Origin of the sequence: Sphingomicrobium clamense (genome assembly GCF_019264355.1) — a bacterium.
Taxonomy (GTDB): Bacteria; Pseudomonadota; Alphaproteobacteria; order Sphingomonadales; family Sphingomonadaceae; genus Sphingomicrobium; species Sphingomicrobium clamense.
On record NZ_JAHVAH010000001.1, the window covers coordinates 2,140,411 to 2,160,182 of the forward strand.

Here is a 19,772-nt window from a genome sequence, read left to right on the forward strand (position 1 = left end):
GTGCTCACTCCGCCGCCTCGTCCTTGGGCGGCTTGTTGTGGCCGAGCAGGCGCAGTACCTCTTCCGCGGCATCGGCGAGGTTGGTGCCTGGACCGAAGATGGCCTGCACGCCCGCCTGGCGCAGATAGTCGTAATCCTGCGGCGGGATGACGCCGCCGGCAACGACCTTAATATCGCTGCGCCCCATCGACTTGAGATGACCGATCAGCTCGGGGATCAGCGTCTTGTGCCCTGCGGCGAGACTCGACGCGCCGACCACGTCGACGTCCTCCTCGACCGCCATTTCCGCCGCTTCGAGCGGGGTCTGGAAGAGCGGGCCGGCGACGATATCGAAGCCGAGATCGCCGAAGGCGGAGCTCACCAGATTGGCCCCGCGATCGTGTCCGTCCTGCCCCATCTTGGCGACGAACATCTTGGGCGCGCGGCCCATGCGGCTGGCGACGGACTTGGTGCCTTCGACGACCGACAACCATTCATCATCGTCGCGCTGGCCATAGATGCCCGAGACCGGTTGCGGCCGCGTATCGTAGCGTCCGAACGCTTTTTCCAGCGCGTAGCTGATCTCGCCCAGCGTCGCGCGCGCCCGCGCCGCGCGCACCGACAGGCGCAGGAGGTTCTCGTTGCCGCGCGCGCCCTCTTCGAGCGCGGCCAGCGCAGCCTGCACTTCGTCCTCGTCACGCTCGGCCTTGACCCGCTCGATCCGCTCGATCTGGCTGCGGCGTACCTTGGCATTGTCGATCTCGAGAATCTCGATTTCGGGCTCGTCCTTCAGCCGATAACGATTGACGCCGACGATGACCGTCTCGCCCGTGTCGACCTTGGCCGCGCGCTCGGCAGCGGCTTCCTCGATCCGCGCCTTGGGCAGCCCCTCGGCCACCGCCTTGGTCATGCCGCCATGCTCCTCGACCTCGCCGATCAGCTTGCGCGCGCGCTCGACCAGTTCGTTGGTGAGGTTCTCGATATAATAGCTTCCGCCCAGCGGGTCGGCGACCGCGGTGATCCCGCTTTCCTCGGCCAGGATCAGCTGCGTGTTGCGCGCGATCCGCGCCGAGAAATCGGTCGGCAACGCAATCGCCTCGTCGAAACTGTTGGTATGCAGGCTCTGCGCCCCGCCCAGCGTGGCGGCCATTGCCTCGATCGTGGTTCGGATCACGTTGTTGTATGGGTCCTGCTCGGTCAGCGACACGCCCGACGTCTGGCAATGCGTGCGCAATAGCTTGGACTTTTCCGACCTCGCGCCCAGATCCGTCATGATCTGCGCCCACAAGGTCCGCGCGGCGCGCAGCTTCGCGATCTCCATGAAGAAATTCATGCCGATGCCGAAGAAGAAGCTGAGGCGCGGCGCGAAACTGTCGAGGTCCATGCCCGCATCCATCGCGGTGCGCGCATATTCGAGCCCGTCGGCGAGCGTGTAGGCGAGCTCCTGCACCGCCGTCGCCCCCGCCTCGTGCATGTGATAGCCCGAAATGGAGATCGAGTTGAACCGCGGCATCTCTTCCGCCGTATAGCCGATGATGTCGCTGACAATCCGCATGCTCGGCGCGGGCGGATAAATATAGGTGTTGCGGACCGCGAACTCCTTGAGGATGTCGTTCTGGATCGTGCCCGAGAGCTGGGCGTGGTCGACCCCCTGCTCCTCGCCCGCGACGATATAGAAGGCCATCACCGGCAGCACCGCGCCGTTCATCGTCATCGACACGCTCATCTGGTCGAGCGGAATGCCGTCGAACAGCAGCTTCATGTCCTCGACCGTGTCGATCGCGACGCCCGCCTTGCCGACATCGCCCTCGACGCGCGGATGGTCGCTGTCATAGCCGCGATGGGTGGCGAGATCGAAGGCCACCGACAGGCCCTTCTGCCCCGCCTCGAGATTGCGCCGATAGAAAGCGTTCGATTCCTCGGCGGTCGAGAAGCCCGCATATTGCCGGATCGTCCAGGGACGCCCCGCATACATCGTCGCATAAGGGCCGCGCGTATAGGGCGGCAGGCCGGGATAGCCGGGGTCGATCCCCTCGGCATCCTCGGGCCCGTAGACGTTCTGCAGGGTAATCCCTTCGGGCGTCGTGACCTTCAGGTCCTTCCCCCGCGCTTCCTTCTCGGCCTTGGTTTCCCAGTCGCTGCGTGTCGGCTTGTCAGTCATGGCGGCGCTGTTAGCGCGGCAGCACCGCCATGCCAATCGTCAGTCGACCCGGGTGAAGCCGACTCCCGAATAGGTTACGCTCGTGACCCGCCCGTCTTCGGCGCGCTCGAACGCCATCGACTCGGGTTCGGGATCGGTCGCCAGCGTCGCGCAGAACAGGTCGACTTTCGCCGGCCTTGTCTCGATCGCCATCCCGTTGAGCCGCGCAGTGAGCGCGCCTTCGCCGATGCTCACCACCATGGTGCCGGCCGCCGGGTGCGTGTAGCGCCCGCTATAGGCCGACAAGGCTTCGACGCTCGGCTGCCAGGCCCAACCGCCCCAGCGCTCGTCGTCCCAGACGCCGTCATAATATTCCTGGCGACGCTCCTTCAGCGTCTGCACCCGCTCGGCATAGGCCTTCTTGAACGCGTCGATGGTCGGAAGCTCCGCCTCTCCATCGGCATAGACGGTCAAGAATGTTTCCATCATCTGCTCGGACAGGCCGCCCGTCATCGCGTCGCTGTTGAACATGATGGCAAAGCCGACGCCCTCCTCGGGCAGCACGAGCATCTGGCTCCGCATTCCGGTGTAGCCGCCGCCATGGCCGAGCACCGTCATCCCGAATGCCTCGCACCGTCGCCAGCCGAATGCGTAGCCCGTGCACGTCATCGGACCGCCGCTCATCTCGATCGGCACTTGCGACGCCTGCGCCTTGTCGATCACGTCCTGCGGAATCGCGCTGGCATCGCCGGCGTTGGCCAGCAGCCAGCGCGCCATGTCGTCGGCGGAGATGACCAGCCCCCCCGCCGCATGCATGATCGCATCGGTCTTGGGCGCGAACGTTTTCGGGCCGTCGATGCGCACTTCATGGCTGTGGCTGACCTCGGGAAAGTCGCTCGTGCGTGCGCTCGTATGGGTCATGCCGAGCGGATCGAAGACGACGTCGTCGATCCAGGCGCGCCACGACTTGCCGGTCTTCGCCTCGAGCGCGGCGGCGTAGAGAAGATAGCCGAGATTGTCGTAGCGAAACGCCTCGCCATTGGCCTCGCCCGCTGCGTTGACGATCGCCGGATAGTCCTTGATCGGGACGAGGTCGGTATAGGCGGTGCGGATGTTGAGCGCCGGCGCGCGAAACCCCAGCTGGTGCGTCAACGCATCGCGCATGGTCAGCGCATCGAAGTCGATCCCCTCGACCTTCATCTCCGGAAACAGCTCGCCGATCGTCGTGTCGAGCGGCATCACCCCCATCTCGTCCAGCCGGACCGCCATCAGCCCGACGAACGCCTTGGTCATCGAGGCGATGTAGAATGGCGTCTCGCCATCCGCTGCCACGCCACCCTCGGCACGCGTGCTCCCGATCACGTCGACGATCGGCGCCTCGCCCCGCTTGACCATGACCAGTGCCCGACCCGGATATTCACCCAGCGCGTCGACCGCATGCAGCCGTTCCTCGACCGCCTGCACCGCTCGCGCAAATCGTTCGTTCTGCTGGGCCGCTGCAGGCGTTGCTGCCGCTAACATCGCCATTGCTCCCATCATCATACGCATGCTCGTCCTCCATCATGTCGGAGCGGCCTAGCGGCCCCATCGCTTGATGGATTGAACGCAGGTAACGCTCAGGAAGACAGCAGCCGCCTGAGACGACCCGGCGCCATGCCCGAAAGGGTCTTCGCAGTGCGCGTCAGGTGCGCCTGGTCGGCAAAACCCGCCCCGGCCGCAGCGGCCACGGGTGTCTCGCCGTCCTCGATCAGCAAGCGCACCGCCCGCCCGGCCTTGCAGTGCAGGCGATAGCGACTGGGGCTGATCCCCAGATGCCGCTGGAAGGCTCGCGAGAGCTGCACGCGATGAATGCCATGCTGGCGCGCCACTTCCCCGACCTCGGCGAGCGGGTCGTCGGCAAAATGCTCGGCGACATGGCGTAGCCATAGCGGCGTGCGGCGCAGCGGCTCCCGCTCGACTCCCATCGCCCCGACAAGGTCGCTCACCGCCTCCTCCGCCGCGATGCAGCCATCGAACATCAACTGCATCGTGCGCCCGATCTCGGCCTCGCTGCGCGTGAACGGCATGAAGTCCAGTCCAGGATCGACATCGTTGCGGTAATTGATCGACAGGATCAGCGCGCCGTCGCGCCCGAAGCGACAGGCATGGCGCGCGCCCGCCGGCTTGTATCCATGGACGCAGCCCGTCGGCTCCCCGTCGCCGCCATCCGCCTGCTCCTCGAACCCGCCAGTAAGCATGAAGGTCAGCTGCGCGCGGCGATGCTCGTGTCGCGGGTGCTGGACGCCGGCGGCATAATAGACGAGCCCCGCCTCATAGGCGTCGGTCCGCTCAACGACGCGCCAGCGCGATCCGTCGGGGGCGGTGTGTAGCGGCTCCATTCCGACTGTATCACATGAATAATACGCCTTGCGCAAGAGCGACGCTTGCTCCGCTTTCGCTTTTCGCCCATCACTCGCGGCCATGGGCGGGGTGCGTACACGATTGGTAGTCTATCTCAGCGGGTTCGACCCGCGTGGGGCGCGCCACTATCACCAACTCTATCGGCGGGAAGCCGAAAAGCAGGCCGCGGTCACGGGTCAGCAGACCGACGTCGGCGCGCGCGAGCGCATCGGCGAGCATCTTGTCGGCTGGCAAATCCGCTCGGGCGAAACGACGACCGACTATCGCTATTTCGAATGGGACGACATCGTTCGCGACCATTGGCCGCGCCGCCCGCTCGCCATTGGCTGGACCACCTTGCGTTCCGGCTTCCAGATGCTTGGCGTCGGGGCATTCAAACGCACGTTTCAGTGGAGTTGGCCGGCAGGCGTGACCGCCATGCTGCCCTTCGCAGCGCTCATCCACCTCCTTGCCATCGCGCTCGCCATCATCGTCGCAGGCTATGCCATTGGCGGGACGACCGGTCTGCTGGCCGGAACAGCCCTGGCGGTCGCCTTGCTGTCCCTGGGGGCCTGGCTCGAGCGCAAGTTCAACATCGCCTGGATCAGCCGGGTCGTGAACTTCCACTTCGTCGACGGCGCCGGCAAGGCGCCCGATCTGGCGGAGCGATTGCACGACCTCGCCGATGACGTCGATCCGACCGGCTATGACGAAGTCCTGATCGTCGGACACAGCTATGGCACCTCGCTCGCCATCAGCTTTGTCGCGCGCTTGCTCGAGCGGCATCCGACGCAACGCCTTTCGCTCCTGACCTTGGGCCAGACGACACCATGGCTGACCTTTCACCCGAAGGCCGACGCCATGCGCGCGGACATCGCGGCCGTGGCGACCAGCGAGCGTGTCGACTGGATCGATGTCTCCGCGCCCCCCGACGGCGCCTGTTTCGCGCTGGTCGACCCCTATACCGTCGTCGGCGACCGCGATGCCGACCGCGCCAACCCAAAGCTGCTCAATGCCAAGTTCCACGAGAGCATGGCCGGTACCGCCTTCGCCAAATCGACCCGCGACTGGATGCAGCTCCACTTCCAATATCTCATGGCGACCGCGCACCGAGCCGAATACGACTATTTCGCGATCACCGCCGGCGACCGGGCCCTCGCCGACCGCTTCGCCCATCGCCCGTCGGTACGCGACTTTACCCGGCTACGCGCCAAGTCCATGAAAGCGGTTCGATGACCGCATTCGTCCCGCCCAAGCCGCCCACCAACCCGAAGAAGCTCAACCCGCTCGTGCGCTTTTTCAAAAGCTTCAACTGTTCGATCCGGCCGCTCTACGAGCGCAGCTACAAGATGAAGATGGGCGACGTCCGGCTGCCCGGGCGCACGATGTATTTCGTCAACCAGCCCGAACTGGTCAACGAGATCCTCCAGGCCGATGTCGACCGCTTCCCCAAGTCCGACCTCATGTCGACCATGCTCGAGCTCATCCTCGGCCAGTCGATCTTCAATTCCAACGGCGACCTCTGGCGACAGCAGCGTCGCATGATGGACCCCGCCTTCGACATCACGCGGATCAAGAGTATCTTCCCGCTGATGCGCGAGGCCGCCGACGCCATGGCGCAGCGTTTCGACGAGGGCGCTGCAGGACCCGACACCGCAATCGACCTCGAAATGACGCACGTCACAGCCGACGTCATCTTCCGCACCATCTACTCGCAGCCGTTCAGCCGCGAGGATGCCGAAGCGATCTTCGAGAATTTCGAGCATTTCCAGCAGCTCGCCTGGCTCCACGGGGTCTGGTCGCTCGCGGGCGTCCCGCACTGGCTGTCGGTCGGCAAATGGCGCGCGAAGAAATATGCCGCGCGCATCCGCGAGCTGCTCCACCGCCCCGTGCGGCAGCGCCTCGCCGCGATCCAGCAGGGCGAGGAGATCCCCGAGGGCGACCTCCTAACCAGCTTCATCCGTGCGCGCGACCCCGAGACCGGCAAGGTCTTCACCGAAGAGGAACTGGTCGACCAGATCGGAATCATGTTCCTCGCCGGCCACGAAACCAGCGCGTCGGCGCTCGCCTGGGCGCTCTATCTGATCGCCAACGTGCCCGAAGTGCAGGAGCGGATGCAGGCCGAGGCCGACGCCGTCTTCGCCGACGGCCCCATCGAATTCGCCAAGATGAAGCGGCTGGGTTTCACCCGCGACGTGTTCCGCGAGGCGCTGCGCCTCTATCCGCCCGTCACCTTCGTTCCGCGCGACGCTGCGCAGCCCGAGCATATGCGCAAAAAGGATATCCTTCCCGGCGCCATCCTGTTCGTGTCGCCCTGGTTGATGCACCGCCATGTCGATCACTGGGACGATCCCGACGTCTTCGATCCCGGCCGGTACAAGCGGAAGGAAACGAAGGAGAGCGAACGCAAGGCCTACCTTCCCTTCTCGAAGGGCCCGCGCGTCTGCCTCGGCGCGGCGTTCGCGCTCCAGGAAGCGGTCATCATCCTCGCGACGATCATGCGCGACTGGACGGTCAACCCGGTGGAAGGCCATGTGCCCAAACCCATTTCGCGCCTCACGCTGAGGAGCGAGAACGGGATCCGCTTGCAGATGGAGCGCCGGCGCTAGCGCCCGGTCAGCGCGTCTCTCAGGCCCAGGTCGAGCAACAGGTCGGAGCCGATCGCGAACATCGCCAGCGCGCCGACCATGTTGAGCGCGACCAGCGTCTTGAACTTTGCCTCGCCCGCCTCTTCGCGGGTCATCCTAGTCTTGTAGAGCGGGATGATCCCGTCGCGCATCGCCACCACGACGCGCTTGACCAGCAGCCCCGCCACGATCAGCGCGACGATCCCGGTGAACAGGTCTACGGCAGCATCGTTCATCAGTGCGCCTGCTTCGGACTTTCCATGATTTCGGTCAGCACGCCTTCCATGTCCTTGGGGTGGAGGAAGAAGATCGGCGTGCCATGCGCCCCCGTGCGCGTGGGCCCGAGAATGCGCTTGCCGATCCCCTCGAACCAGGCCCGCGCCTCTTCGATGTCGGGCACTTCGAAGCAGAGATGATGCTGCCCGCCGAGCGGGTTCTTCTCGAGAAACTTGTGAATCGGCGAATTGTCACCCAGCGGCTCGATCAGCTCGATCTGCGAATTGGGTGTGTCGACGAAGCAGACCTTGACCCCCTGCGCCGGCAGGTCGAACGGCTCCATCGTCACGCTTGCGCCCATCGTCGACTCATAATGTTTGATCGACGCCTCGATCGACGTCGTCGCGACCCCGACATGGTTGAGCCTACCCAGCTTCATTTTTTCGCTCCTATCACTTCAGCCATGGTGCACTCCTAGAGCGGAATATTGTCGTGCTTCTTCCACGGGTTTTCGAGGCTCTTGTTGCGCAGCTTGCGTAGCCCCTGCGCAACCCGCTTCCTCGTCGAGTGCGGCATGATCACGTCGTCGATGAAGCCCTTCGACGCCGCCACGAACGGGTTGGCGAAGCGCTCTTCATATTCGGCCGTCTTCTCTGCAATCTTGTCGGGATCGTCGCGATCCTTGCGGAAGATGATTTCGACCGCGCCCTTGGCGCCCATCACCGCGATTTCCGCGCTCGGCCAGGCATAGTTCAAATCGCCGCGCAGATGCTTCGACGCCATCACGTCATACGCCCCGCCATAAGCTTTGCGCGTGATCACCGTGATCTTGGGCACCGTCGCCTCGGCATAGGCGAACAGCAATTTGGCGCCATGCTTGATGATGCCGTGATGCTCCTGACCCACACCCGGCAGGAAGCCCGGCACGTCGACGAAGGTCAGGATCGGGATTTCGAATGCATCGCAGAAGCGCACGAACCGCGCGGCCTTCTTCGACGAATTGATGTCGAGCACGCCCGCCAGCACCATCGGCTGGTTTGCGACCACGCCCACCGTGCGCCCCTCGATGCGGCAGAAGCCGACGATGATGTTGGCGGCATGATTGGGCTGGATCTCGAAGAAACGACCCTCGTCGGCCGTTTTCCGAATGACTTCGTGCATGTCGTAGGGCTGGTTGGCACTCGCCGGGATGACGCTGTCGAGACTGTCTTCGATCCGGTCCCACGGATCCTCGGTCGGAACCTCGGGCACCTCGTCCTGATTGCTCGACGGCAGATAGGAGAAGAATTCGCGCGTCGCGAGCAGCGCGTCGATGTCATTCTCGAACGCCGCGTCGGCCACACCCGACTTGGTCGTGTGCGTCTTCGCCCCGCCCAGCTCTTCCTGCGTCACTTCCTCGTTGGTCACCGTCTTTACGACTTCAGGGCCGGTGACAAACATGTAGCTCGTATCCTCGACCATGAAGATAAAGTCGGTCATGGCGGGCGAGTAGACCGCCCCGCCCGCACACGGGCCCATAATGACCGACAGCTGCGGGACGACGCCCGAGGCGAGCACGTTGCGCTGGAATACCTCGGCATAACCCGCGAGGCTGGCGACGCCTTCTTGGATGCGCGCACCGCCCGAATCGTTGAGCCCGATGACCGGTGCGCCGACCTTCATCGCCGCGTCCATGATCTTGCAGATCTTTTCCGCATGCCGCTCCGACAGCGACCCGCCGAACACGGTGAAGTCCTGCGCGAAGACGTAGGTCAGCCGCCCGTTGATCGTCCCCGACCCGGTCACGACCCCGTCGCCCGGGATGTGATGCTCGTCCATGCCGAAATCGATCGCGTTATGTTCGACGAACATGTCGACTTCTTCGAAGCTGCCGGGATCGAGCAGCACTTCCAACCGCTCGCGCGCGGTCAGGCGCCCCTTGGCATGCTGCGCGTCGATCCGCTTCTGCCCGCCCCCCAGGCGCGCGCGCTCGCGGCGGTCTTCAAGTTCTTCGATGGTCGTACCCAAAACACCTCTCCTGTTGGCAGCGCGCGTGGCACAGGAAGGCGGGAGGCGTCAATTCTCCGCGAGCGGCGGGGTCGGGTTGGGTCGCTCCTGCGCTGCACCCGGATAACGCGCCTCGAACAGGGTCGTTGCCTCGGGATTGCCCACGTTTGTCACGTCCGCATCGCCGCACGCCTCGCGCAGTTTCTTGGCCGCGTCCCACTCTTCGTTGAACGGGTTGGGCGCGCCCCAGCTGAATTGCTCGCCGACCTTGCCGCGGGTGCGCGTCGTCGTGCGATCGACCAGCACCAGCTCGCCGTCGCGCACGTCGACTCCGGTCTCCGCATGGAAAAAGGCCAGCCGCCTGATGCCGTTGGGCTCTCCGACCCAAAGGCACCCATTTTCGAGAAAGATGCGCCCCTGTCCGAGCGCTTCGAGCTGGAACACGGTGCGCTGCGGTTCGACCGGCATGAAGCGGACATATTCGGACGCCGCAAGGCTCATCGCGCTGATCTGGAGCGGATGGACGAAGGTCAGCCCGACATAAGGCGGGATGTCCCAGCCCTGCTCGGCGACCAGCGCGTCGAAATCCGCTTCGGTCACCGCCAGGTCGAACATCGCGCTTCCGCCACCGGTGCCCCAGCCTGCGAGGACGCCGTCCTGTTCGAGCATGTCGGCCAGCGGCGTGATCTCGGCGCGGAGCGAGCGGTCGTTGCCGACCCACAGGTCGGTCGCCTCGCGGGTGATCCGCTCATAGGGCCGCTCGTGCTCGGCGGCGAGCAAGGGCGCCGGATCGGTAGGCTCGGCCTCGAGGATCGTCGGCCAGTCCGCATCGGGCTCGGCTTCGGGCTTCTCGCCCAGCGGCGAACAGGCGGCGAGCATCAGGACTGGCAAAACAAGACGCATTCGATCTCCCTCTCGATGTCCCGAACGCGCCTCGCCTTTAAAAAGATGCGATAAGGTCAGCCCTGCCCGCGCTCTTCCTCTTCGTCGGCGCGATATTCGAACAGGTCGCCCGGCTGGCAATCGAGCTCGCGGCATAGCGCCTCCATCGTGCGGTACCGCACGCCGTGCACCTTGCCGTTCTTGAGCAGCGAGAGGTTGGTATTCGACATGCCGATCCGCTCGGCCAGTTCCTTCAGGCTCATCTTCTTCTTGGCCATCATGACGTCGATATTGGTGACGATCGCCATCAGAGCACTCCCTCGCTATCCTCGCGATATTCCTTGCCGCGCTTGAAAGCATCCGCCGCGACGAAGGCGAGGATCGCAAGGATGAGCGCGCTGATCGGCGGGCTATATTCCATCCAGATATTGTTGACGCCGTCGACATCCCAGCTGAGCGACGGATGCAGGATCATCCCGTCGACCGGATCGATCAGCGACAGGAACCAGGTCTGAACGATCACCGCACCCGCGACGCTTAATACGCAAATTGCCGATAGCGCGAGGCCGATATTCTTCAGCGCCGCGACGTTCGCATCTTCGAACATCTGGCCTTCGCCAATCCGCTTCAGCAAGTCGCGCAGCTGGAAGAACACGCGCGCCAGCAGCAACAGGAATGCAATTTTCAAAACGAGCTGGAAGCCCGCCAGGATGGGCTGGTCCATCACACGGACCTGGCCGTGGTTGGCGTCCCAAAAGCCGCCTTCAAACGGCCGAACGATGATGTTGGTGCTCGAAGCGGCGTAGACCGCCTGCCCAAAACTGCCGTCGAAGAGCTTCAGTCCCGCACGCAAGAGCAGGATGCCGATACCCACGATCCAGAGCCAGCCGAAGAAGGTCAGCAGGCCGCGCAAGAATTTCACACTCACGATGATTCTCTCCCCAATTTCGCAATCAGGGAGCTTTTGACCGATCTTTTCGATTCGCGCAAGCTTTTTTATGTTTTACGTAAAATTGTTGCCGTTACTCATCCAGATCGAGGCTTCGCTGGTAAGTCTCCAGCTCGTCACCGGCGAGTTTCACCACGTGGATCACGTTGGTGCTCCCCGACTGGCCGAACGGCACACCCGCCATCAGCACGACGCGCGACCCTGCTTCGGCGAGGTCGTGGCGCAGGATCATGCGCCTGGCCTTGCCGACCATCTCCTCGAAACTCGACACGTCGCGCGTGTGTACCGCGTGCGCGCCCCACAACAGGCCGAGCCGCCGCGCCACACCGAGGCTCGCGGTCATCACCAGCATCGGAACCAGCGGCCGTTCGCGCGAGATGCGCCGCGCGGTCGATCCCGAGCTGGTGTAGCAGGCCATCGCCTTCGCGCTGATCGTGTCGGCGATCCCGCGCGCCGATTGCGAGATCGCGTCCGCGGTCGTTGCCTCGGGGAGCGTTTCGGTAAAGTGGACGCGGTCGCCGTAGCGCTCATCCTCTTCGACCGCACGCCCGATCCGGTCCATCATCTTGACCGCTTTTTCAGGGAACTGGCCCGCCGCGCTTTCCGCCGACAGCATGACCGCATCCGCGCCGTCATAGATGGCATCGGCCACATCGTTCACTTCCGCACGCGTAGGCGTGGGCGACGTAATCATCGATTCCAGCATCTGCGTGGCGACGACGACGGGCTTGCCCGCCTTGCGCGCGGTGGCGATGATCTTGTTCTGGACCGGCGGCACCTTCTCGGGCGGAAGCTCGACGCCGAGGTCGCCGCGCGCCACCATCACGCCGTCGGCGAGCGCGAGAATGTCGTCGAGCGCGTCGACCGCACGCGGCTTCTCGATCTTGGCCATCACGCCCGCGCGGCCCTTCACGATGTCCTGCACTTCGGCCACGTCTTCTGGGCGCTGGACGAAAGAGAGCGCGACCCAGTCGGCCCCCATCTCCAGCGCGAAGTCGAGATCCTTGCGATCCTTGTCGGTGAGCGCCGGGATCGGGATCAGCACGTCGGGCACGTTGACGCCCTTGCGGTCGGAAATCTTGCCGCCGACCTCGACCTCGGTGACGATCCTGTCCTCGCTCACCTCGGTCGCGCGCAGCCGCAGCTTGCCGTCGTCGACCAGCAACAGCGATCCCGCCTCGATCGCTTCGAACAATTCGGCGTGCGGCAGCTGGACGCGGCTTGTATCGCCCTCCGCCTCGTCGCGGTCGAGCGTGAACGTCTGCCCGTCCTCGAGCATCGCCTTGCCGCCCGCAAACTTGCCGACGCGCAGCTTGGGACCCTGCAGGTCGACGACGATGGTGGTCGGGCGTCCCAGCTTCTGCTCGAGCCCGCGAATATGGTCGAACAGCGCCGCCTTTTCCTTGCGCTCGCCGTGGCTCATGTTGATCCGGAAGGCATCGACCCCGGCCCTCGAGAGCGTCTCGATCATCTCGGGCGTGTCGCTCGCCGGGCCAAGCGTGGCGAGGATGCGGACCTTGCGGTCTCTGGGTTTCAGCTTGTCGCTCATCGTCGTTTCTTTCTGTCGCGCCTCCGCCATAGCGGGCTGGTTTTTCCGCGCAACCGCTAGCGACACGTGTTTACGTATGCATGACGCCTTGAGCGGCGCGCCGCCCTCGCCTAGGACCGCTGCGAAACCAACCACTTTAGATTCGGAGAACCATCCATGGCCGACGGCGCCATCGCAGCCGACCAGCTTCGCCTGCTTATCGAACGCATCGAACGTCTCGAAGAAGAGAAAAAGGGCATCGCGGACGACATCAAGGACGTCTACGCCGAGGCCAAGGCCAACGGTTATGACACCAAGACCATGCGCAAGATCGTCGCGCTGCGGAAGATGGAGAGCCACGAGCTCCAGGAAATGGACGCGCTGATCGAGACTTACCGCGCCGCGCTGGGAATGGCGTAAGGATCACTCGAAACGGGAGAGACGGTCATGAAGCAGTTCGAAGTGCGGATGGACGATCTCTCCCGATCGAGACTGATCGAACGAGCGCTTCCCGCGCTCGAAGACGGCGCCATCCGGCTCGCCGTCGAACGCTTCGCCTTCACCGCGAACAACATGACCTATGCCGTCGCCGGCGACATGCTCGGCTACTGGCAATTCTTCCCCGCGAGCGAGGACGGTTGGGGGCAGATCCCCGTCTGGGCGACCGCAAAGGTTGTCGAGAGCGCGTGCGATGACGTCGCGGTCGGCGAGCGCTTCTACGGCTATTTCCCGCCCGCCGAGATCGCCAATCTCGTGCCGGGCAAGGTCAGCGAGCGAAGCCTCGTCGACACGGCGCCGCACCGCCAAGCGCTACCACAGCTCTACAACCATTATCGTCGCCTCCCAGCCGAGCCCGACGCGGCGCGTGACAACGTCCAGATCCTCCTCGCCCCGCTCCACATGACATCCTTTTGTCTGTGGGACGTGCTCAAGGAGCGCGACTGGCACAGCGCGGACCGCATCCTCATCTCGAGCGCTTCGTCGAAGACTTCGCTCGGCCTCGCGTACGGCCTCCACCAAGACGACGCCGCGCCCAAAACGGTCGGCCTCACGTCGCCCGGAAATGTCGACTTCGTCCAAGGGACCGGACTCTACGACGAGGTCCTCGCCTATGACGACGTCGACAAACTCGACGAGGCGAAGAGCGTGCTCGTCGACATGGCCGGCATGCCCTTGCTGGTCGCCGCCCTGTTCGCGCGGCTCGGCGACCGTCTCGTCTATCGCTACAACGTCGGCGCGACCCACGCGCCCGGGGCGGACACCGCTTTGTCCGGTGGCGGCTCGGGGCAGAGCGACGCGAAGGAAATGTTCTTCGCCCCGCGCTACATCCTCGAACGCGTCAAGCTATGGGGCCCGGCCGAATATGACCGCCGCTCGGGCGACTTCGTCGCCAAAGCCGCCAAGGCCACCGCAGGCTGGATGACCATTGAAGAACGCGCCGGCCTTCCCACGTTGCAGGACGTCTACGCCCGCTTCCACGACGGCAGCTGGCCCCCCGACCAAGGTTTGGTGATCGTCCCCTGATCGCCGCCACAACAGGAGCTTCCCATGATCGTCACCACCACCCCGTCCGTCGACGGCCACCAAGTCCAGGACTATCTCGGCATCGTCACCGGCGAAGTCATCGTCGGCGCCAACATGTTCCGCGACATCTTCGCCTCGATCCGCGACCTCGTGGGCGGGCGCGCGGGTGCCTATGAGGAAGTGCTCGAACGCGCGCGCCGCGAAGCGATTCTCGAAATGGTCGACAAGTGCCGCCGCCTCGGCGGTGACGCGGTCGTCGGCTGCGATCTCGACTATGAAGTGCTCGGCAAGGCCGGCTCGATGCTGATGGTCTCGATCTCGGGCACCGCGGTGAAGCTGCGCTAAGCCATTGAACTTGCCGCTCCTCCCCCTATAGGGTCGGGCCAAAGCAAACCAAGAGGACCCCGATGGCCGGTCATAGTAAATTCGCCAACATCAAACACCGCAAAGGCGCGCAGGACAAGAAGCGCTCGGCGCTCTTCTCCAAGCTCAGCCGCGAGATCACCGTCGCGGCCAAGATGGGCCTGCCCGATCCGGACATGAACCCGCGCCTGCGCCTGGCGGTCAACACCGCGCTAAAGCAGTCGATGCCCAAGGACAATATCAAGAAGGCGATCGACAAGGCCTCGGCCTCCGAAGGCGAAGATTACGAAGAAATCCGCTACGAGGGCTATGGCCCCAACGGCGTTGCGCTAATCATCGAAACGCTCAGCGACAACCGCAACCGCACCGCGACCAGCGTGCGCACCATCCTCTCGAAGAATGGCGGCAACTTGGGCTCGTCGGGCGCGGTCGCGCACAGTTTCGACCGCCTCGGGCTGATCGAATATAAGGCAGAGGGGCTCGACGAGGAAAAGGTCCTCGAAGCTGCGATGGAAGCGGGCGCGGACGACATACAGTCGGATGCCGACACGCACACCATCTGGACCGAGGCCGACCAGCTCCACGAAGTCGCCACCGCGCTCGAAAAGTCGCTCGGCGAACCCGACACGGCCAAACTCGCCTGGCGCCCCCAGATTGAGCAGGAAGTCGAAGGCAAGGACGCCGACACGCTCGTCAAGCTGATCGATGCGCTTGAAGATGATGACGACGTTCAGACCGTGTGGGGCAACTACACCTTCTCCGACGCCGAATTGGAGCGGCTCGGCCAGGCCGAGTAGCCATGCGCATTCTCGGCCTCGATCCCGGGCTCGGCACGACCGGCTGGGGCCTGATCGAGGCCGAAGGCAACCGCCTGAAGCATCTCGCCAACGGACAGCTCAAGACTGATGCGAAGGAAGCGCTCCCCAGGCGCCTTTCGCACCTCGCCTCCATGATCGATGCACTGGTCGCCGATCACGAGCCCGCCGCGGCCGCCGCCGAAGAAATTTTCGTCAACAAGAACCCGCAGTCGACGCTCAAGCTCGCGCAGGCACGCGGTGCGATCCTGCTGTCGGTCGCTCGCCACGGCATCGACGTCGGCGAATATGCACCGCGGCTGGTCAAGAAGGCAGTGGTCGGCACCGGCACCGCCGACAAGAAGCAAGTGCATGCCATGGTCTCGCGCCTGCTGCCGGGGGTGAAGATCGCCGGCCCCGACGCCTCCGACGCGCTCGCCGTCGCCATCACTCACGCCCACCACATGGCCAGCTCGCGCTTGCGCTAATCTCACTTCCGGCTAACCTGCCTCCCATGATTGCGCGCCTTACCGGAAAGCTTCTCGAAACCACCGCCGACACCTGCGTCCTTGACGTTCAGGGGGTTGGCTATCTCGTCCATATTTCGGGCAAGGCGATCCAGATGCTCGGGCCGGTCGGCGGCCACGTCGCGCTGATGACCGAACTTCAGGTACGCGAAGATGCTATGACGCTTTACGGCTTTGCCAATGCGGCCGAACGCGACGCTTTCCGCGCGCTCACTGGCGTGCAGGGCGTCGGCGGCCGCGTCGCGCTCGCCATCCTCACCGTCATGAGCCCCGACGAACTCGCCGCCGCCGTTTCGACCGGCGACCAGGCGCGCGTCGCGCAGGCCAACGGCGTCGGGCCCAAACTTGCCAGCCGTATCGTCAACGAATTGGCCGGCAAACTCGGTGACCCCGCCGTGGCCGCTGCCGGTGGTGCCAACGCGCCCAAGGGCAGCCTCGCCGCCGACGCGGTCGCCGCGCTGACCGGCCTCGGCTTCAAGCCCGCGCCCGCGCAAAAGGCCGTCGCCGAAGCCCAGCGCGAGCTGGAGGACGATGCCAGCCTCGACGCCCTCGTCCGTGCAGCACTCAAGAAGGTCGGAAAATGAGCCGCAAGAAACGCCCCGTCCCGCCCAAGCCGCAGCATCCGCGCCACTGGATGGACTTCGTACGCTGGGGCATCGCGGTCGAAGTGCTCGTGTTGGCCAGCCTTACCGTCTACCTCTCGCTCCAGAATCCCGATCCCTTCACCGCGAGCGATCTCATGGCGCTGTTGATCATGCTGCTGTGGGTCATCGCGCCCGGCATGATCGCCTATTACGCCGCGCGCCCCCGCAAAAACCTCGTCCCGCGACTGACCTGGGGTCTCACGGGGTTCATCGGCAATGCCTGGATGATCTGGGCGCTGCTCGACGTGGCCGAGGGCGAGGGCGGATCGACCGCTGTGCTCGGGCTCGTCGTGCTGCCCTTCTACGTCTTGCTCGCAATGCTGCTCGCGCAGGTCGTGCCGGTCATCCTCAACATGATTCGCCGTCACAAACTTTAAGCGATTTTCCTACTGCAGCACGCGGGCGAACCCGCTAGTCTGACCGCACGGCCGCACTCGGGCGTCGCCGCGTGGGAGTTTCATCTGATGATCGCCTTGCTGACATTTCTTGCCGCAACGGCATCGCCACCGCCCGTCGACCGCACCATGGACTTGCCCATGGAGCGGCCCGAATCAGCGTCTGCGCTTGGCCATTTCGGAACGGTGACCGTCCACGCACGCATCGGCGCGAATGGCGAATTGGATGATCTCGTCATCGCCAGCCCTAGCGGCTCGGACCTGCTCGATGCAGATGCGATTGCGATGCTGTCTAACAAGACGATCCGTGGCAGTGCGGAGGGCAACCTCGTCGCCATCGCGATCGGTTATTTGCCGTTCAACCCCGACAATATCCCGAGCTATACCTGTCGGCAGGCGGGACTCGCCCTGGGCTGGTGGCAGTCGCTTTCTAGCGAGAACGAAGCGACCAACAGCAGCATCTACCACATGCTCAGCGGCCTCCTGCTACTTGCTACCATGGACAAGGGCAGCAGCGCCGACGTCGCCGCGCGCTATAAGGCGTTCCGCGCCAATTTCGGCACCGCGCTCGAACGCTGTGCCGACCGGCCGGACGACAGTTTCCTCGCAACGGCGGTAAAATCCGACTGATGGCCACCGATCCCGACCGCCTTTCGACGCCCGAGCGCCGTAGCGAAGATGCCGACGCCGCGCTGCGTCCCAAGACACTGGGCGAGTTTATCGGTCAGAAGGGCGCGCGCGAAAACTTGCGCGTCTTCATCGACGCCGCCAAGGGGCGCGAGGAAGCACTCGACCATGTCCTTCTGTTCGGCCCACCGGGGCTCGGCAAGACCACGCTCGCCGGCATTGTCGCGCGTGAAATGGGCGTCGGCTTTCGCGCCACGTCCGGCCCGGTCATCGCCAAGTCGGGCGACCTTGCCGCGCTGCTGACGAATCTCGAGGAAGGCGACGTCCTCTTCATCGACGAGATTCACCGGTTGAACCCCGCGGTCGAGGAAGTCCTCTATCCCGCGATGGAAGACCGCGCACTCGACATCATGATTGGCGAGGGGCCGTCTGCCCGCTCGGTCCGGATCGACCTGCCCCAGTTCACGCTGGTCGGCGCGACCACGCGCCAGGGGCTGCTCACCACCCCGCTGCGCGACCGCTTCGGCATTCCCGTGCGGCTCAATTTCTATACAGAGGACGAGCTGCTCCAGGTCGTCACCCGCGCCGCTGCCCTGCTCGACGCGCCGGTCGCCGAGGATGGCGCCCGCGAGATCGCCCGCCGCAGCCGCGGGACGCCGCGCATCGCCGGGCGCCTGCTGCGCCGCGTCCGCGACTTCGCCCAATCCGACGGCGAGGCGAGCATCGACCGCAAATGCGCCGACAAGGCGCTCAAGCGGCTCGAAATCGACGAACTCGGCCTCGACGCGATGGACCGCCGCTACCTCACCATGATCGCCGACCATTTCGGTGGTGGCCCGGTGGGCATCGAAACCCTCGCCGCTGGCCTCTCCGAACCGCGCGACACAATCGAGGACGTGATCGAACCCTATCTCATTCAGCTTGGCCTCATCGCGCGCACGGCAAGAGGGCGCGTGCTGGGCGGCAAGGGTTGGAAACATCTCGGCCTCACCCCGCCCAGGCAAGCACAGGACGGATTGTTCGACGGGGAAAAGTGATGCGTAAGGCGATTTTTGGATTGCTGGCAGCGGTGGCGGCCACGCCCGCTTCTGCGCAGACCGCGCCCCCCGCACCCGATTACTCCAATCCCGACCACTGGATCTGCCTGCCCGGTCGCGCCGACCTGTGCGGACGCGGGATCGAGATCACGCCGCTCACCCCCGACGGCTGGGGTCGGACCGGCATCACCCGTCCCGCCGCCGCACCGCCGATTGACTGCTTTTACGTCTATCCGACCATCAGCAGCGATCCCGGCATGAATGCCGACCTCACGCCCTCCTCGCGTGAGGAATATTACGTCACCCAATACCAGTTCACGCGCTTTCCCGAGGTCTGCCGCCCCTTCGTTCCCGTCTATCGCCAGATGACCATGTCCTCGATCGCCATTGCCGCGACCGGCGGCGACGTGCTGCCCGCTGGCATGCTCGCCTATGGCGATGTCGCCGACGCGTTCGACTATTATCTCGAACATCATAACCAGGGCCGCCCCTTCGTGCTCGTCGGGCACAGCCAGGGCGCGATCATGCTCGACGAGCTGATCGCCAACAAGCTCGACCAGAGCCCCGCGCGCGACCGGCTGGTGCGCGCCTATCTCGCCGGTTGGAATATCGGCCGCGCACCGGGCAGCGACCGTCCCGCGCGCTATTCCAACATTTCGCTGTGCCGGACCGAGGACGACATTGGATGCGTGGTGACCTGGTCGACCTATGCCGAGGGGCGCATTCCTCCCGCCGGCGCGCAGTTCGGCCGCGCGCCCGAGGGCATGGCCAATAGCTGCGTTCATCCCGGCGACCCGGGCGCCAAGGGCTGGGCGCCGCTCGACGGCTTTTTCTATGCCCGCTCCAGCTACCCCACGCCGGGCGGCCCTGTGCGCTGGTCGTCGGCCGGCGCGCCCCCCAGCGCCTACATTTCGGGACAGGACTTCCTGCTCGCGCGTTGCCGCGAGGACGGCAATGCCGCCTGGCTCGAGGTGCGCCTGCCCCGCGGCCCCGGCGACAAGCGCACCTCGCGCATCGGCGGCGAAGTCGGCCAGTTCGGCATCTTCCTCCCGGGCTGGGGCAAGCATCTCTACGACATCTCGATCGCCCACGGCTCGATCGTCTCCGACCTCGCGCGGCTGGGCAGTCGAGCGGATATTTCTTTCGGCTCGTCGTCGGACTGACGTCCCCTCTTC

22 protein-coding genes are annotated in these 19,772 nt (G+C 64.8%); 12 read left to right on the plus strand and 10 right to left on the minus strand.

Annotation, left to right across the window (positions count from 1 at the left end):
- Nucleotides 1-4: 4 nt before the first annotated feature.
- From scpA to KTQ36_RS10935, 3 genes are all read right to left on the minus strand, one after another.
- Nucleotides 5-2,140, minus strand: coding sequence for a methylmalonyl-CoA mutase (gene scpA, locus KTQ36_RS10925; RefSeq protein WP_218633684.1), 2,136 nt, complete (start codon nucleotides 2,138-2,140; stop codon nucleotides 5-7).
- 39 nt (nucleotides 2,141-2,179) lie between these two features.
- Complete coding sequence (locus KTQ36_RS10930) at nucleotides 2,180-3,667, minus strand: serine hydrolase (RefSeq protein WP_218633685.1); 1,488 nt, start codon at nucleotides 3,665-3,667, stop codon at nucleotides 2,180-2,182.
- Nucleotides 3,668-3,735: 68 nt separating this feature from the next.
- Entirely contained in the window at nucleotides 3,736-4,497 is a 762-nt protein-coding gene (locus tag KTQ36_RS10935) for an AraC family transcriptional regulator (protein ID WP_218633686.1), read from the minus strand.
- 91 nt (nucleotides 4,498-4,588) lie between these two features.
- On the opposite strand from KTQ36_RS10935, the gene KTQ36_RS10940 reads away from it, so the two are divergent.
- Entirely contained in the window at nucleotides 4,589-5,734 is a 1,146-nt protein-coding gene (locus KTQ36_RS10940) for a hypothetical protein (protein WP_218633687.1), read from the plus strand.
- On the plus strand, nucleotides 5,731-7,107 hold the full coding sequence (locus tag KTQ36_RS10945) for a cytochrome P450 (RefSeq protein WP_218633688.1): 1,377 nt from the start codon (nucleotides 5,731-5,733) through the stop codon (nucleotides 7,105-7,107). Before KTQ36_RS10940 ends, KTQ36_RS10945 begins: the two co-directional genes overlap by 4 nt.
- Here KTQ36_RS10945 and KTQ36_RS10950 read toward each other — a convergent pair.
- From KTQ36_RS10950 to pyk, 7 genes are all read right to left on the minus strand, one after another.
- On the minus strand, nucleotides 7,104-7,361 hold the full coding sequence (locus KTQ36_RS10950; protein ID WP_218633689.1) for a hypothetical protein: 258 nt from the start codon (nucleotides 7,359-7,361) through the stop codon (nucleotides 7,104-7,106). The two genes, KTQ36_RS10945 and KTQ36_RS10950, sit on opposite strands and share 4 nt — an antisense overlap.
- Entirely contained in the window at nucleotides 7,361-7,780 is a 420-nt protein-coding gene (gene mce, locus KTQ36_RS10955; RefSeq protein WP_218633690.1) for a methylmalonyl-CoA epimerase, read from the minus strand. Before mce ends, KTQ36_RS10950 begins: the two co-directional genes overlap by 1 nt.
- Before the next feature lie 35 nt (nucleotides 7,781-7,815).
- The gene (locus KTQ36_RS10960; protein WP_218633691.1) at nucleotides 7,816-9,348 is read right to left on the minus strand and encodes an acyl-CoA carboxylase subunit beta; all 1,533 of its coding nucleotides are present in this window, start codon (nucleotides 9,346-9,348) and stop codon (nucleotides 7,816-7,818) included.
- Nucleotides 9,349-9,396: 48 nt separating this feature from the next.
- Complete coding sequence (locus KTQ36_RS10965; RefSeq protein ID WP_218633692.1) at nucleotides 9,397-10,230, minus strand: hypothetical protein; 834 nt, start codon at nucleotides 10,228-10,230, stop codon at nucleotides 9,397-9,399.
- Nucleotides 10,231-10,286: 56 nt separating this feature from the next.
- Nucleotides 10,287-10,517 carry a helix-turn-helix domain-containing protein gene (locus KTQ36_RS10970; protein ID WP_218633693.1) on the minus strand — a complete coding sequence of 77 codons (231 nt, stop codon included), beginning with the start codon at nucleotides 10,515-10,517 and terminating at the stop codon, nucleotides 10,287-10,289.
- Nucleotides 10,517-11,137 (minus strand): DUF2975 domain-containing protein, encoded by a 621-nt coding sequence (locus KTQ36_RS10975; RefSeq protein WP_218633694.1) that lies wholly within the window; start codon nucleotides 11,135-11,137, stop codon nucleotides 10,517-10,519. Before KTQ36_RS10975 ends, KTQ36_RS10970 begins: the two co-directional genes overlap by 1 nt.
- 94 nt (nucleotides 11,138-11,231) lie before the next feature.
- Nucleotides 11,232-12,707, minus strand: a complete 1,476-nt coding sequence (pyk, locus tag KTQ36_RS10980) for a pyruvate kinase (RefSeq protein ID WP_218633695.1) — start codon at nucleotides 12,705-12,707, stop codon at nucleotides 11,232-11,234.
- Between the two features lie 156 nt (nucleotides 12,708-12,863).
- Here pyk and KTQ36_RS10985 point away from each other — a divergent pair, with 156 nt between their 5' ends.
- The 10 genes from KTQ36_RS10985 (at nucleotide 12,864) to KTQ36_RS11030 (ending at nucleotide 19,760) form a co-directional block, all read left to right on the plus strand.
- Nucleotides 12,864-13,106, plus strand: a complete 243-nt coding sequence (locus tag KTQ36_RS10985; protein WP_218633696.1) for a DUF2312 domain-containing protein — start codon at nucleotides 12,864-12,866, stop codon at nucleotides 13,104-13,106.
- A gap of 27 nt (nucleotides 13,107-13,133) precedes the next feature.
- A complete protein-coding gene (locus KTQ36_RS10990; protein WP_218633697.1) occupies nucleotides 13,134-14,210 on the plus strand; it encodes a DUF2855 family protein in 1,077 nt (358 codons plus the stop codon).
- A 24-nt stretch (nucleotides 14,211-14,234) separates the two neighbouring features.
- The gene (locus KTQ36_RS10995; RefSeq protein ID WP_218633698.1) at nucleotides 14,235-14,555 is read left to right on the plus strand and encodes a YbjQ family protein; all 321 of its coding nucleotides are present in this window, start codon (nucleotides 14,235-14,237) and stop codon (nucleotides 14,553-14,555) included.
- Nucleotides 14,556-14,617: 62 nt separating this feature from the next.
- Nucleotides 14,618-15,370, plus strand: coding sequence for a YebC/PmpR family DNA-binding transcriptional regulator (locus KTQ36_RS11000; protein WP_218633699.1), 753 nt, complete (start codon nucleotides 14,618-14,620; stop codon nucleotides 15,368-15,370).
- A 2-nt stretch (nucleotides 15,371-15,372) separates the two neighbouring features.
- On the plus strand, nucleotides 15,373-15,855 hold the full coding sequence (gene ruvC, locus KTQ36_RS11005; protein ID WP_218633700.1) for a crossover junction endodeoxyribonuclease RuvC: 483 nt from the start codon (nucleotides 15,373-15,375) through the stop codon (nucleotides 15,853-15,855).
- Between the two features lie 26 nt (nucleotides 15,856-15,881).
- A complete protein-coding gene (gene ruvA / locus KTQ36_RS11010) occupies nucleotides 15,882-16,478 on the plus strand; it encodes a Holliday junction branch migration protein RuvA (protein ID WP_218633701.1) in 597 nt (198 codons plus the stop codon).
- Nucleotides 16,475-16,915: a hypothetical protein gene (locus tag KTQ36_RS11015; protein WP_218633702.1), complete on the plus strand. Its 441-nt coding sequence runs from the start codon at nucleotides 16,475-16,477 to the stop codon at nucleotides 16,913-16,915. Before ruvA ends, KTQ36_RS11015 begins: the two co-directional genes overlap by 4 nt.
- An 87-nt stretch (nucleotides 16,916-17,002) precedes the next feature.
- Complete coding sequence (locus KTQ36_RS11020) at nucleotides 17,003-17,563, plus strand: energy transducer TonB (protein WP_218633703.1); 561 nt, start codon at nucleotides 17,003-17,005, stop codon at nucleotides 17,561-17,563.
- Entirely contained in the window at nucleotides 17,563-18,597 is a 1,035-nt protein-coding gene (gene ruvB, locus KTQ36_RS11025) for a Holliday junction branch migration DNA helicase RuvB (RefSeq protein ID WP_218633704.1), read from the plus strand. Before KTQ36_RS11020 ends, ruvB begins: the two co-directional genes overlap by 1 nt.
- On the plus strand, nucleotides 18,597-19,760 hold the full coding sequence (locus KTQ36_RS11030) for a DUF3089 domain-containing protein (protein WP_218633705.1): 1,164 nt from the start codon (nucleotides 18,597-18,599) through the stop codon (nucleotides 19,758-19,760). Before ruvB ends, KTQ36_RS11030 begins: the two co-directional genes overlap by 1 nt.
- The last annotated feature ends 12 nt before the right edge of the window (nucleotides 19,761-19,772 follow it).